This window comes from Streptomyces sp. NPDC026538, from assembly GCF_055567535.1.
This window is the reverse complement of sequence record NZ_JBVHQG010000023.1, coordinates 1-11,903: the sequence shown is the minus strand read 5'-3', so window position 1 is coordinate 11,903 and position 11,903 is coordinate 1. Positions and strand designations below refer to the sequence as shown.

The window sequence follows — 11,903 nt, the reverse complement described above, 5'->3', positions numbered from 1 at the left end:
CGACGTGCCCGAACAGCAGATACTCTTCCTCGACCCCACCGGCAGCGACCCGGACGCCGAACACCAGGCCCTGCGCGAGCGCGGCCCCGCCACCCTCGTGGACATCCTCGGCGTGCGCGCCTGGTCCGTCTCCGACCCGGCCCTCCTCAAGCAGCTGCTCACCAGCAAGGACGTCTCCAAGAACGGCCGCGCCCACTGGCCGGCCTTCGCCGAGACCGTCCCCACCTGGCCGCTGGCCCTGTGGGTCGCGGTGGAGAACATGTTCACCGCCTACGGCGCGAACCACAGCCGCCTGCGCCGCATGGTCGCCCCCGCCCTCTCCGCCCGCCGCACCGCCGCCCTCCAGACGAGCATCGAGACCCTGGTCACCGGCCTGCTCGACGGTCTCGACGCCCTCCCGGCCGGGGACAGCGTCGATCTGCGCGAGCACCTCGCCTACCCGCTGCCGATCGCCGTCATCGGACAGCTCATGGGCGTCCCCACCGACCAGCGCGCCGAGTTCCGCACCGTGGTCGACAACGTGTTCGCCACCCACCTCACCGCCAAGGGACAGGCGGCCAACGCCACCGCCCTCTACCGCCTGCTGGACGCCCTGATCGCCACCAGGCGGACCACGCCCGGCGAGGACATGACCTCGCTGCTGATCGCCACCCGCGACGAGGAAGGCGACGGTTCCGCCCTCAGCGACGCCGAACTGCGCGACACGCTCCTGCTGATGATCAGCGCCGGGTACGAGACCACCGTCAACGTCATCGACCAGGCCCTCACCACCCTGCTGTCCGACCCGCGCCAGCTCGCCCACATCCGGGACGGACGGTGCACCTGGCAGGACATCGTCGAAGAGACCCTGCGGCATGAGCCCGCGGTCAAGCACCTGCCCCTGCGCTACGCCCTCACCGACATCCCGCTCCCCGACGGGCAGACCATCCAATCCGGCGACGCCATCCTCGCCTCCTACGCCGCCGCCAACCGGCACCCCGGCCTGCACCACGACGCCGACCAGTTCGACGCCACCCGGATCAGCAAGGAACACCTCGCCTTCGGGCACGGCGTCCACTTCTGCCTCGGCGCACCGCTGGTCCGCCTTGAAGTCGCCATCGTCCTGCGCCTGTTCTTCGAGCGCTTCCCCGACGCCCAGCTCGCCACCCGGCGCGAGGACCTACAGCGCCTGCCGAGCCTCATCAGCAACGGACACACCAGCGTCCCCGTCCTGCTGCGCCCCACGACGACCGACTGACCGGCCCTCAACGAGGAAACCTGCCATGACCGCCCTCACCCCAACACAGCCCCTCACCCCGTCCGAACGGCGCATCGCCCAACACGTGATCAAGGGCTTGGATGCCCGCGAGATCGCAGCCGCCACCCAGCTCAAGCCGAACACCGTCCGCTCCACGCTGCGCGCCGTGCGCTGGAAGCTGGCCTGCCCCGAACGCTGCTCCCTCGCCGTCGTCGCCCACCGCCTCCTCGACTCCGGGCAGATCACCGCCCCGACACCGCCGCGGTCCGCTCCGGATCTCAGCCCCGAGCAGATCAGCCTGCTCAAGGCCGCCGCCGAGCACACCCTGCCCCGCGACATCGCCCTCGCCGCCGGCCTCGCCCCGGCCGACCTGCGCACCGCCCTCGGCCAACTCCTCGCTGCCACAAGGGCACAGGACACCACCGCACTGGTGGTGCTGGCGCACAGCTGGGAGTTGCTGCCGGCCGAGCAAGCCGCCCACGCGACGCGAAGCGGGGCAAGCCAGTGACCCGGCCCACGACCCCCACGGCCAGCGAGGATCGCTCCGCCCCCGTCCCGTTCACGCCGACACCGCCGACCGCCATCTACGAGATGCGCATGCTGCGCACCGCAGCCGAGCGCGAGGAAGCCGCCGCCCTCGTCCAGGACCGCCAGCGCTGGCTCAGCCTGCACGGCCTGCCCGTACCCGCCCGCGCCGACATCCCGGCACTCTTCCGCAAGGCGCAGACCGTGTCCGCCGGGCTGTTCGAGGACGGGAGGCTGCTGGCCTGCATGGTCCCCGAGCACGACCCCCACCTCGGATGGGGCCAGGGCCCGTGCCTCTTCCTGGGCTGCCTCCACACCCTGCCCGGCCAGTCCGACAACATCACCCTCCTGATCACCCTGTGGGCATCCGACTTCGCCGCCCGACTCGACCTCCACGTCGTACGAGCCGAAACCCTGGCCCGCCACGCCCTCGAAGCCGAACCCCTCGCTGCCCTCCTGCATCGACTCACCGACACCGGCTGGGACGTGCGCGGATCCGGCCCCGGACGCGACGGCGATCGAGTCGCCCGCCTCGAACTCCCCGCCGAGCCCCGCCCCGGGCTCCGCGCACTGATCAGCTGCCAGGTCCACGTGCCTCAGCCGGCCCCGGACGATCGGAGCAACGCGTGACAACCGCCGAACCGCAGCGGCCCGACCTCGCCCGCGAGCTGATCACCCGCGCCACGGAATCGGCCGCTCACCGGGCCAGACGGGTGCGCGACCAGCTCGACGCCGTCCAACTCGGACAGGGCCGGCACACCGACCACGCCAACACCAAGGTGCTGCGCCGCATCCTGGCCGACCACGACTGGCCCGGCCACCGCCTCGTCGGCCCCGACGCGGCCCGTGCCGCGTGGAGCATCGCCCTGCACAGCGACGACGAACCCGACTTCCAGCGCGCCGCCGCCACCCTCCTCGGGCGTGCAGTCCAGGCTGGCGACGCGCTGGTCCAGCACTGGGCGCACCTGCACGACCGCGCCCTCATCACCAGCGGGCGCGACCAGGAGTACGGCACCCAGCTCGTGCTGCGCGCCGACGGCATCGAGCTGTGCCCGCTGCGTGCGCCGGAGTCCGTCGACACACGCAGAGCCGCCGTGGGTCTACCGCCGATCGCCATCGCACTGAAGGCGGTGCACCGCCGGTACACGCCTGACGGCTCTGCCGATGAAACCCCGACCGTCGTCCTCGCGGGGCCGCGTAAAGAAGCGCAGCCCGCAGCAGCCTGACGGCACGACACCCCCTTCCGGACGCGCGACCCTCAGGCGACTTCGCCGCCCATCGCCGTCCGGCAGCAGACCCCGGGGCCCGACCGGGCCTCGGCATCCCGCACCATCCATCACTCCTAGGAGGCATGCATGACCGCCATCCAGGCCGAGAGGCCGACCGCCCCCGCGCAGGCGGACCTCGTGAAGACCGACGACGACCCGTTCGGACTCGACATCACCTTCATCGAGGGCACGCCGGCGACCGAGACGGTCCTGATGTGCAGCACGGGTGACAACTGCGGCAGCTCCTGCCCCAGCGCCTGCACCACCTCGTAAGCCGGATCACCCGGCAATGCGGGCCGGCGGGGCTCTCCCTGTCCGGCCCGCCCGCCACGCAGAAGATGAGGAGAGCCCTGATGACACGGCACCGGCCCAGCCTGTACGAAGCGGCGGGGCAGGCCATGCTGCGCGCCGCGGTCCACACGACCGAGCCCGCCATGCCGCCCTGGCCGGCGACCACGGCGCCCGTGGATGAGTGGCGCGCGTGGCTGAGCACGGTGTGGTCCGACACCGACTTCCACCACACCGTGTCGCAGGCGAGCCTTCACCTTGCGCATCAGGTACAGGCCATCATCGACGGCCGCACACCGAAGGTGCGCCGGATGCGGCGGGCGGCGCTGTCCACCGCCCGCTACGCGATCCGCTACGCCCGCCGCTCCACCCCTTATGGCCTGTTCGCCGGCGTCGCCCCGCTCGGCTTCGCCCAGACCACGTCCGTTCGCATCGGCGACGAGCACCAGGCCGTGACCCGCCCCGAGCCGGTCAGGCTCGATGAGGTGCTCAGCGCGTGGGAGAGCGACGCTGCGCGCATGGCCGACGCCGAGGTCTGCGTCAACACCCTGATCTATCAGCGCGACCAGCACATCCACGTGCCCTCCGAGGGCGACGCCGAGTTCCGTCTCGCTCTGAGCCCCGCACTGCGTCTCGTACTCGGCCTGGCCCGATCGCCGATCGGGTACCGCCAGTTGTCGGACAAGCTGGCCGCGGAGTTCCCCGCCGTGAGCGGTACCGCGCGCAACCGGCTGCTGGGTGAACTGCTGCGGGTGCGGCTGCTGCGCTCCTCGCTGCGCGCGCCCGCCACCGTCGCCGACCCCACCGACGTCTTGCCGCCCGCGGCGCGCGCTCAGGCCGCCGACCTGCGGACAGCGTGCGACCTGCGGCTGGACGCCGACGTGCGGCTGCCCGAGCAGGTGCTGACCGAAGTGGAGACCGCCGCGACCGTCCTGGCCCGCCTGGTCACCCATCCGACCGGGACACCGACCTGGCGGCGGTGGATCGAACAGTTCTCCGAGCGCTACGGCGAGAACACCGCAATGCCGGTGGAAGCGGTGACGGACCCTGACCGGGGCGTGGGCTTCCCTGCAGGGTTTGTTACGGCTAGCGAACCGCCCCGGCCGATGTCCCGGCGTGACCGCCTGCTGCTGGAGCTGGCTGGCACCGCCGCCGCCGAAGGCAGCCGCATCGTTACGGTGACCGGGGCGATGATCGAGGAACTGGAAGCAGCAGCGGGCGACAAGCCCCGCGATCTGGCTCCCCACCTCGAACTGGCCGCACAGGTCCACGCCGCCTCTGTTCCGGCCCTGGACCGGGGCGACTTCCGGCTGCGCGTGCTGACCGTCTCCCGCTCGGCCGGGTCGATGACCGGCCGGTTCTGGCACCTGTTCCCCGGCACCGAGACGGCCTACACGAACCTGCCCACCGTCGACCCGGAGGCGGAAACCGCGCAACTCTCCTTCCCCGCCGGGCGAGTGCCAGCCGACCTGCTCACCCGCGCGCCCCAGGCCCTGCCCCGGATCGTCAGCGTCGGCGAATTCCGCCGCCCCAGCCCGCACGTCCTCCTTCCCCGCGACCTCGCGATCACCGTCACCGATGGTCGGCCCCGGCTGGTGGAGTCCGCGACGGGCAAGCGACTGGAGCTGCTGGCCCCCACCGCGATCAACTTCCTGTGGAACCACTACACCCCGCCGATGGCCCGCTTCCTCGGCGAGATCAGCCGGGCCGTGTCCCCGCAGGTGACCTGGTTCGACTGGGGCGCCGCCTGGACCCTGCCCTTCACCCCAGCCCTCACCTACCGGCGCACCATCCTCACCGCCGCCCGGTGGAAGATCCGCAGCCGCTCCCTGCCCGCCCGCACCGCCCCACTCCAGCAGTGGGCGGACCAACTCCACGCCTGGCGTGCCCGGTTCCGGGTGCCCGAGCGGGTTCTGCTCGCCGAGGACGACCAGCAGCTGCCCCTCGACCTCACTCGCGACGTCGACCTGGACCTCCTGCGCGCGCACCTGGACGCCAGCCCCTTCGGCATCGCCACCCTGTACGACGCACCCCCGCCGGACGCCGACGGGTGGATCGGCGGCCGGGCCCACAGCATCGTCGTGCCCCTGGCCAGGCGCTCATGACCACGACGACCGTGCCCCGTACGCAGGACCTGTCCGAGGGCGCCCTGGGGATGGCCCTGCTCGACATCGAGCGCAGGGACCTTTCCACCGCCCGCCGCCACCTCGCCCAGGCCACCGTCCGGGGGGTGAGCATCGGCAGCAACGCCAGCCTCTTTCACGGTGCCCCCGCCCTGGAGTTCGTCCTGGCCCGCGCCCACGGGGCCGGCGACGACGTCCGCGCGGCCGTCGACCGCGTCGTGGATGCCCGGCTCGCCGCCGCCCACCGCCGTCAGGCGGCCGACGTTCTGCCCCGCCTCGCCGAATGGGACCTCATCCGCGGTCTGACCGGGCTCGCCGCCTTGCTGCTGTCCCGCCGCCCGATCGCGCCCCGGCTGCCCGACGTTCTTGCCTGCCTCGTCGCGCTCGCTCACCCCGTCCGTTGTGACGGACGGATGCTGCCCGGGTGGTGGTCGTCGGTCGGCCCTGACGGGAAGGAGATGGCCGGCGGGCACGGCAACAACGGCATGGCCCACGGAATCGCGGGGCCCCTGTCAGTGCTCTCCCTCGCCCTGCGCGCTGGAGTCAGCGTCCCCGGCCAGGAGGAGGCGGTCGGCACGTTCGCGACCTGGCTCGACCGGCACGGCGCCCACTACTGGTCCACCGCAGCGCACTTGGAGGCCGACCAGCCGCCCGCAGCGGATTCGGCTCGCCAGTCCTGGTGCTACGGCCAGCCCGGCATCGCCCGCTCCCAGCAGCTCGCCGCGCTCGCCCTCGGTGACTCCGCCCGTCGCCGGGCGGCCGAGGACACCGTCGAGACCATCCTGACCGACCCGCTGCGGCTTGCCCGCATCACCGACTCGACCCTCTGCCACGGGTGGGCTGGGCTGCTGATGCTCACCCGCGCGGTCGCCGCCGACAGCCCCGCACCCGCACGCTTCACCCCGATCATCCAGGACCTGCGCCGACGACTGGCCGACGACTGGGAGCGCCTACCGAAACCCGGCTTCATGGAAGGCCGCGCCGGCGCCCAACTTGCCCTGAACGCCGCCGACACCACCGGCTGGACTCGTGTCCTCCTGCTCACCTGACCCTCTCCCCCGCCGCCTCGCAAGGAGTTTCCTGCCCATGACCTTCGACGACGAGAACCTGCCGATCCCCCCGGACACATCCTGGTGGCACGCATCCGTGGCCTTCCCCGACCCGCACACGGACGCTGCCCGGGCCCTGGCGACCGCGCTGGCCGGGCGCCGCTTCCACTTCCTGCGCAAAGACGTCGGCGTGCGCCTGCGCACCGAACAGCCCGCCACCGGCCTGCTGGACCAGCTCGTCGCCGACCGCGTGATCACCGGCTGGATGGACGGGATCTACGAACCGGAGACCCATGCCTTCGGCGGCTCCGAAGGCATGGAGGTCGCGCACGACGTGTTCTGCGCCGACAGCCCGGCCGCGCTCGCCGAGACCGGCGCCCCCGGCGCCCGCGAGCGCAGCGTGATGCTGCTGTCCGCCATGATCCGCGAAGCAGGACTGGACCCGTTCGAAGCCGGAGACGTGTACGCCCGGTGGGCCGCCCTGCGGCCCCCCGTCACCCCGCCCCAGGGGCCCGCTCTGGAGAAAGCCTTCGCCGCGATGCGGCGGCTGATGAACGCGGACGCCGCCCGGCGCCCCGACGCGGAGGCGGGCTGGGACGAGCGCGTCGCCGCATTCGAGGACGCCGGCCGCCGCCTGCGTCGGCTCGCCGCCGACGGCCGGCTGATACGCGGAATCCGGGGCGTCATCGCCCATCACGCGATCTTCGCGTTCAACCGCGCCGGGGTGCCTGCAGACGCGCAGGCCGCCACCGCGTGGCTCGGCCGTCACGTCGCCTTCTCCACCGGAGAAGGAGCGGACGTGTCTACCCGCAAGTCCGTCCTGGCGGACCCCAGCCTCCCTCGAATGGAGACCACCGTGACACCCGTAACCGACCCCAACCAGCTGCGCGAAACCCTCGCCCGGCGGCTCGTCGACAGCGGCCACCTGCGCAGCCAGGCGGCCATCGACGCCTTCCGCACCACCGACCGACACGCCTTCCTGCCCGGCGTCGACCTGGAGATCGCGTACAAGGAGGACGCCGTCCCGATCAAGCACGACGAGCACGGAGAGATGATCTCCTGTATCTCCGCGCCGTCCATCGTCGCCACCCAGCTCGAACAGCTCGGCGCCCAGCCCGGCCACAAGGTCCTGGAAGCCGGCGCCGCCACCGGCTACAACGCCGCGCTCCTCGGCAAGATCGTCTCCCCTGGCGGACAGGTGTGGACCCTCGACGTGGACCAGGACCTCGTCGCTGGCGCGAACAAGAACCTCGACGATGTCGGCGTCGACAACGCCACCGCGGTCATGGCCGACGGCGCAGCCGGGCTGCCCGAGCATGCCCCCTACGACCGGATCATCTTCACCGTCGGCGCCGGCGACGTCCCCGTGAAAATCCTCGACCAACTCGCCCCCAACGGACGACTCGTGCTGCCGATGCGTATCCGCGGCAGCGTCTCCCGCTCCTTCGCTTTCGAACGCGACGGCGACACGTGGAAGACCGTCTCCTGCGAGATGGCCACCTTCGTCCCCCTACGCAAGGGCGTCTGCGACGACGTGTACACCCTCCTGCCCATGGCCGGGGAAGGCAACGTGCGTCTGGAGACCTTCAGCGAGCAGGACGTCGACCGCGACGCCCTGCGCTCCGTCCTCGACCACCAGCAGACCAAGCTCTACACCGGGGTGAAGTTCCGGCAGGGCTCGGCGTGGGAGTGGCTCTACCTGTACTTGGCCGCCGTCCTGCCCAACGGCCTCTCCCGCCTGCCGGGCCAGCGCCCCGGGTTCACCCCCCACTTCGGCTGGGGCTCCATGGCCGCTCTCGACGGCGGTTCGCTCGCGTACCTGACCATCCGCGAGGGCGAGGATGAGAAGGGCCGGTACTGGGAGGTCGGCGTGATCGGCCACGGCCAGGGCGGCGCCGACCTCGCCGACCGCGTCGTGAGTGAGATCCGCGCCTGGGACGCGACCGGCGGCAACGACGCCCCCGAGCCGGGCTTCCGGATGGCCGTCGCCGACTCCCGCGACCGGCTGACGGCGGATGACCCGCGCTTCATCATCGACAAGCCCTACAGCCGACTGGTCGTCGACTGGGCGCGAAAGAGCTGAGCCGATGATCCCCGCGATAGCCAGCCGCATCCCCCTGGTCCGCCGCACCAAGGCGCCCGCGCTCCCCTTGGAGGAGCGCATCAACCACCTCACCGGGCTGACCGTCGCGCCCGCAGGTGCGAGCCACCACGACCTGGTGGCTCGCACCTGCGGGGTCCTCAACTACGCCGCGCTCATCGCCTCCGACGTCGGCCTGCCCGACCTGGCCGAGGATCTGTGCTGGCGCCAGCACCAGGTCTTCGCCGACGCCGGACGCCTCAGCGGCCGGGTCGCCCTCATGTCGCTGATGCCGCTGGTCAACCTCTCCCGGCTGCAGGCCCGCGCCGGCCACGGCGAACTCGCCTACAGCTTGTTGCTCTGCCTCAACGACGCTGCCCGACACCGGAACAAGACCGACATCGACGGCCGCACCATCGACCTGTCTGCTCTGACCGGCACGGACGAGGACCACCGCACGGTGTGCCAGGAGCTGTACGTCACCCTGCTCGTGGACGGTGCCCGCGCCCTCGCCCGCATCGGCCGGTGGACTGAGGCGGCCGACGCCATGGCCCAGCACCGCGGCATCGGCAACCGCCTCCTTGACGGCCGCCAGATCAAGATCATGGCTCTCATGGAGCAGGGGCTGGACGGGCAGGCCCGCGACCTGATCGACACCACCCAGCCCATGGCCCCCTGGGAGACCGCCGTCGGCCAGCTCCTGCGCGTCCACTGCCGCCCCGCCGAGGCACGGCTGCCGAGGGCTGACCTCGACCAGGCCCAGCGCGCAGCCGCCTCGCTCCTGGCCGATCCCGAGCCCTCGACCGCCGTGTTCCAGACCCGGGCGGGCCTGGCCGCTTTGGAACTCAACGCCAACGGGCCGCAGTCGAGCGCGCTCCTCGAAGCTCTCGCCGAAGTGGCCCGTCTCGATGCCTACGCCGCGCGTGAAGTGCTGGACGACCCGTCTGCCCGAGCCATCCTCAGCACCAAGCGGGCATCTTCGCTCGGCTCGGTGGTCAGGGCCGCAGGTCTCGGTGCCGGCACCCTGCCCGCGGATCACCAGCGGTCTCTGTCGGAGTCTGTCGCCCTCGGCGAAGCCGAGCTGAAGCGACTTCTGCACGACGACAAGGCGGCACCAGGCAGTCCCCTGGCGGAAGTACCGCAAACCACATGAGTGATCGAACACAACATCACAGCCCGCCCTACCTGACCACAGAATTAGAGGGCTCGTGACCATCACCTGCCAGGTCACCCTCCTGTGGGCCCCCGGGCAGCCCCTGGAAGTCCGCAACTTCCAGCTCACCGAGCCGCAGCCCGGCGAGGTCCTGGTGCGCATCGCCGCCGCCGGGATCTGCGGCACCGGCCTCCACTTCGCCGTCGGCGCCTTCTCCTACCCCGCCCCCACCGTCCTCGGACACAAGGCCAGCGGCACCGTCGCAGCCATCGGTGCGGGCGTCACCACCGTGGCACCCGGGGACCGGGGCATCGTCTGCGACCAGACCTTCTGTGGCCAGTGCGCCGCCTGTCTCAGCGGCGCGTGGTCTACTGCACCGACCCGTCGGCCAAGCAGATCGGCATGGACGCCAACAGCTACCCTCACCGCGCGGCGGACGGGACCACCGAACTCCTCGACAAAGCCAAGGTCGAAGACCCGGTTCACTTCCAGCAGCGCACCATCGAGCGGGACGGCAAACGAGTCTCCGACACTCAGCCGAGCGAGATCCTTACCGGCGCCCCGGAAGCGGTCTTCAGCGACCTCGCCCACTACGTGGGCCCCGTCCTGCAGCAGAAGGACGCCCTGGCCGCCACCGGCAGCCTGCGACGCACGGACCAGGGCCCTCCACAGCGGATCGACTGGCTCCTCGGTACTCCCGACTGGAATCGAGCGCTCCTGGGCGTCGAGGTCATCGCCACCAAAGACGTACGACGGGTGACCGACCACGCTCTCGTCATCGCCCACTTCAGCCGCCCCGCGGTGCAACGGAGGCTGAGCACCGCCGTATGACAGGGACGAGGCACGGCAAAGAGGCTCGGCAACACCGCAGGTTTTGGGCACGGGCGCCCGTACCGCCGCCCCGTGCACGAACCGCGCTCTCCGCCGACGCCGCCGGAGTCCGACGTCGCGCCCGGCGTCTCGTGGGCCACGGGAGCATCGGTTCGCGGCGATTCGGCCACGGCCGACGCCCCCGCCGGTCCCGCAACGCCGGGGTGTGCGACCTACGTGCCCCGGAATTTCCACGGCACGGACGCGACTCAAACACGCGTGTTCGAAAGCGGTGGCCCGCTCGTTGTCCCGGTCATCATCAGTCATCCCCAATCCGGCCTGCGGGCCGCTCTGTTGGTGATGCGTGCTGGTAACCGCCGTCCGCGCCGGCCACCGGCACGTCCTCTCGTCCGGTCAACCTCAGGAGACTCCATGAACCCCACCCTCGCCACCACCCATCCTCTCCCTGGACAGCCCGGGGCCGTCCGGGCGACTGCTGCTCGATCCCTGGTGACGATGTGCGGCAGTGCCTCGGCCGCCATCGCGGATACATCACGCCCGGAACCGAGGTGGGGGGCATGAGCGCCACCACCCCGATTCCACCCGCACTGCGGGAATGGGCCCAGGCCATCGTCGGCCCCGTGTCCGAACGCAACGTCTCCCACAACCGTCCCAACTCCCGTGTGTGGGAACTGACCTATGACACCGGTCGGGCCTTCGCGAAGCTGTCCCCGAACCCGACGTCCTTCGGACGTGAGCCCGCGCCCTGCGTGAAGTGGCCCCCGGTCTAAGACCGCGTTTGAGATCTGGGTCGGTGGCCTCTCGGCGGGTGCTCTAGGCTCGGCCGGGTGATCTCCGACAAGTTCCCCATCGTCGGCGGCTTCAAGGAGTTGGAATAGGGCCGTCCGGACGGGCCGTCGATCCGGGCTGCTGTGCGAACGGCTGCGCCGCAGCATGAAGGCGATCTTGTTCAGTACCTGCGCGCCGGCACGACCTTGGTCGCCACGCCTTCGGCTGTGCCTGACGTGCTGAGCGAGACTGGCGCCCTCATCGGGGGGCTGCACCTACTCACGGATGGACACTGGCTGTGGTACTCCGACCTGGCCCACTATGTGTGGCGCTACCACGTGGAGCTCGACCCAGCGTTCATTGAGCACGCGCGTAGCAACAACTGGACTGTTCCGCAGGTGGGCGACCAGCATCTCGAAGCGATGGTGACGTTGCTCCTCGGGGACGAACACGGGCCAGACTGATGTTGCTGACCACGCCGCGCTATCAGGCCGAAGTTCGGGTCAACGGGCACCGACCCGCCCGGGAAGCAGGCCCCACCCGGGTCAGGCGGCGGACCATGATGCCGATCATCGCCCAGC

The 11,903-nt window shown here is 71.3% G+C and carries 12 protein-coding genes and 1 pseudogene; all 13 read left to right on the top strand.

All coding sequences use genetic code 11. The annotated features are described in order from the left end of the window. The first annotated feature begins 4 nt into the window (after positions 1-4). The 13 genes and pseudogenes from ACZ4N4_RS45340 to ACZ4N4_RS45280 all read left to right on the top strand — a co-directional run bounded on the left by ACZ4N4_RS45340 (position 5) and on the right by ACZ4N4_RS45280 (position 11,786). Positions 5-1,237, top strand: coding sequence for a cytochrome P450 family protein (locus ACZ4N4_RS45340; RefSeq protein ID WP_467600447.1), 1,233 nt, complete (start codon positions 5-7; stop codon positions 1,235-1,237). A 25-nt stretch (positions 1,238-1,262) separates the two neighbouring features. Beyond that, on the top strand, positions 1,263-1,745 hold the full coding sequence (locus ACZ4N4_RS45335; protein WP_467600444.1) for a LuxR C-terminal-related transcriptional regulator: 483 nt from the start codon (positions 1,263-1,265) through the stop codon (positions 1,743-1,745). 83 nt (positions 1,746-1,828) lie between these two features. Continuing rightward, positions 1,829-2,392, top strand: a complete 564-nt coding sequence (locus ACZ4N4_RS45330; RefSeq protein ID WP_467600505.1) for a hypothetical protein — start codon at positions 1,829-1,831, stop codon at positions 2,390-2,392. Next, positions 2,389-2,988: a DUF6624 domain-containing protein gene (locus ACZ4N4_RS45325; protein ID WP_467600441.1), complete on the top strand. Its 600-nt coding sequence runs from the start codon at positions 2,389-2,391 to the stop codon at positions 2,986-2,988. Before ACZ4N4_RS45330 ends, ACZ4N4_RS45325 begins: the two co-directional genes overlap by 4 nt. A 129-nt stretch (positions 2,989-3,117) precedes the next feature. Continuing rightward, on the top strand, positions 3,118-3,303 hold the full coding sequence (locus ACZ4N4_RS45320; RefSeq protein ID WP_384577158.1) for an FxLD family lanthipeptide: 186 nt from the start codon (positions 3,118-3,120) through the stop codon (positions 3,301-3,303). 80 nt (positions 3,304-3,383) lie between these two features. Then, on the top strand, positions 3,384-5,423 hold the full coding sequence (locus ACZ4N4_RS45315; RefSeq protein ID WP_467600437.1) for a lantibiotic dehydratase family protein: 2,040 nt from the start codon (positions 3,384-3,386) through the stop codon (positions 5,421-5,423). Continuing rightward, on the top strand, positions 5,420-6,490 hold the full coding sequence (locus tag ACZ4N4_RS45310) for a lanthionine synthetase C family protein (RefSeq protein WP_467600434.1): 1,071 nt from the start codon (positions 5,420-5,422) through the stop codon (positions 6,488-6,490). The genes ACZ4N4_RS45315 and ACZ4N4_RS45310 overlap by 4 nt, the downstream gene beginning before the upstream one ends. Before the next feature lie 37 nt (positions 6,491-6,527). Continuing rightward, positions 6,528-8,573, top strand: coding sequence for a methyltransferase, FxLD system (gene fxlM / locus ACZ4N4_RS45305; protein WP_467600431.1), 2,046 nt, complete (start codon positions 6,528-6,530; stop codon positions 8,571-8,573). Positions 8,574-8,577: 4 nt separating this feature from the next. After that, positions 8,578-9,723, top strand: coding sequence for a hypothetical protein (locus ACZ4N4_RS45300; RefSeq protein ID WP_467600428.1), 1,146 nt, complete (start codon positions 8,578-8,580; stop codon positions 9,721-9,723). A 55-nt stretch (positions 9,724-9,778) separates the two neighbouring features. After that, positions 9,779-10,036: pseudogene (locus ACZ4N4_RS45295) on the top strand (alcohol dehydrogenase catalytic domain-containing protein); the annotation flags it as partial. 26 nt (positions 10,037-10,062) lie between these two features. Then, on the top strand, positions 10,063-10,554 hold the full coding sequence (locus ACZ4N4_RS45290) for a hypothetical protein (protein ID WP_467600508.1): 492 nt from the start codon (positions 10,063-10,065) through the stop codon (positions 10,552-10,554). A gap of 557 nt (positions 10,555-11,111) precedes the next feature. Continuing rightward, entirely contained in the window at positions 11,112-11,324 is a 213-nt protein-coding gene (locus ACZ4N4_RS45285; RefSeq protein ID WP_467600425.1) for a hypothetical protein, read from the top strand. A 141-nt stretch (positions 11,325-11,465) separates the two neighbouring features. After that, positions 11,466-11,786: a hypothetical protein gene (locus tag ACZ4N4_RS45280; RefSeq protein WP_467600422.1), complete on the top strand. Its 321-nt coding sequence runs from the start codon at positions 11,466-11,468 to the stop codon at positions 11,784-11,786. Positions 11,787-11,903 lie beyond the last annotated feature (117 nt).

What these genes read in the sequence shown, in the direction of transcription:
- ACZ4N4_RS45335 (WP_467600444.1), top strand. Translation starts at nt 1,263, where the DNA reads ATGACCGCCCTCACCCCAACACAGCCCCTCACCCCGTCCGAACGGCGC.
- ACZ4N4_RS45330 (WP_467600505.1), top strand. Translation starts at nt 1,829, where the DNA reads ATGCGCATGCTGCGCACCGCAGCCGAGCGCGAGGAAGCCGCCGCCCTC.
- ACZ4N4_RS45320 (WP_384577158.1), top strand. Translation starts at nt 3,118, where the DNA reads ATGACCGCCATCCAGGCCGAGAGGCCGACCGCCCCCGCGCAGGCGGAC.
- ACZ4N4_RS45315 (WP_467600437.1), top strand. Translation starts at nt 3,384, where the DNA reads ATGACACGGCACCGGCCCAGCCTGTACGAAGCGGCGGGGCAGGCCATG.
- ACZ4N4_RS45310 (WP_467600434.1), top strand. Translation starts at nt 5,420, where the DNA reads ATGACCACGACGACCGTGCCCCGTACGCAGGACCTGTCCGAGGGCGCC.
- fxlM (WP_467600431.1), top strand. Translation starts at nt 6,528, where the DNA reads ATGACCTTCGACGACGAGAACCTGCCGATCCCCCCGGACACATCCTGG.
- ACZ4N4_RS45300 (WP_467600428.1), top strand. Translation starts at nt 8,578, where the DNA reads ATGATCCCCGCGATAGCCAGCCGCATCCCCCTGGTCCGCCGCACCAAG.
- ACZ4N4_RS45285 (WP_467600425.1), top strand. Translation starts at nt 11,112, where the DNA reads ATGAGCGCCACCACCCCGATTCCACCCGCACTGCGGGAATGGGCCCAG.